Origin of the sequence: Sphaerisporangium sp. NPDC049002, assembly GCF_040649355.1 — a bacterium.
Taxonomy (GTDB): Bacteria; Actinomycetota; Actinomycetes; order Streptosporangiales; family Streptosporangiaceae; genus Sphaerisporangium.
In genome coordinates, this window is record NZ_JBEZFH010000474.1 from 1 (window position 1) to 1,058 (window position 1,058).

1 protein-coding gene is annotated in these 1,058 nt (G+C 66.9%); it reads right to left on the bottom strand.

Annotated elements, in window-relative coordinates:
* Window positions 1-150 precede the first annotated feature (150 nt).
* The coding region (locus AB0B89_RS36610) for a hypothetical protein (RefSeq protein WP_358562435.1) at window positions 151-1,058 on the bottom strand (908 nt) is incomplete at its 5' end.

Below are 1,058 nucleotides of genomic sequence, written 5' to 3' on the forward strand. Positions count from 1 at the left end.
CCTCCAGCAGGAGCGTGGACTTGCCGATGCCCGGCTCGCCGGCCAGCAGAACGACGGCGTCCAGGACGACGGCGGAAGCGGGGCCAGCGCCGATGTAGTCCTCGTTCGCGCGGCTGGTCTTACCGGGGAAGGTGGCTGCTTGGATCAGCATTATCGCTTTCCGTGGACGTAGACGGGGGTGAGGAGTTTCACGGAGGTCACCTCGCCGGAGGGACCGATGTGGGTTTGCACGGCGGCCGACCACAGCGACTTGCGGGTTTGCTCCCACAGCGTGTCAATCTGGTCGACGACGAACTGCACTGCGCCGGCGGTGCCGGCGGCGTGGGCTCCTCCCAGGTAGAGGAAGCTGCCTTGCCCGTCGGGCCGGCGGACCCGCCCGATGTGAGCGATGCACTTGCCGCCGCTGTGGTCGGCGCCGGGGGCGACCTGGTCGAAGTCGGAGAAGTACTCGTTGCCGGTCTCGATGTCGACGATGTGCCAGCGACCCTCCTGGTCTCGGCGCCATTTGATCGCCGGGTCGGCGGTGATGGCCTGAGCGATGAGCACGGAGGTTCGCGGGCCCATCAGCACGAGCAGGTTGTCGCGGTTGAGGTCGAGGTGGTCGTGCATCGCGACCGGTCGGGTTTCGACGACCAGGTCCATCGATGCGGCGAGCCGTGCCAGTTTGTCGACTGCCTCGCGGGTGCTGTCCAGGACGGCGCCGTAGCCTCGTTCGGCCTCGCGCCTCTGGAAGACCAGGGCGGTCAGCGATCCGCCTGCTGTGGCGTTGGGGGCGAGGAGGGCTCGCTCGGGGCCGGGGCCTTGGGTGCGGAGTTGGCTGATGCGGGTGGGGGTGACCCCGAGGTCTGCCGCTAGTTCGGCCGCTGTGGTTGGGCCGCCGAGGACCATGTCGATCGCTGTGCGGCGGATCGCGGCGAGCCGTCTGGTGGCGCTGTCCATTGCCCCTATAAGGCGATGCGCATCACGACATTGCGTAAGACTGTCGCTTTCGTCACCTATGTCTTTTTCTGCCTGCTTTAGCAGGTTAAGCAGCTCGTCAGTAGAGCGGGGGACCATTC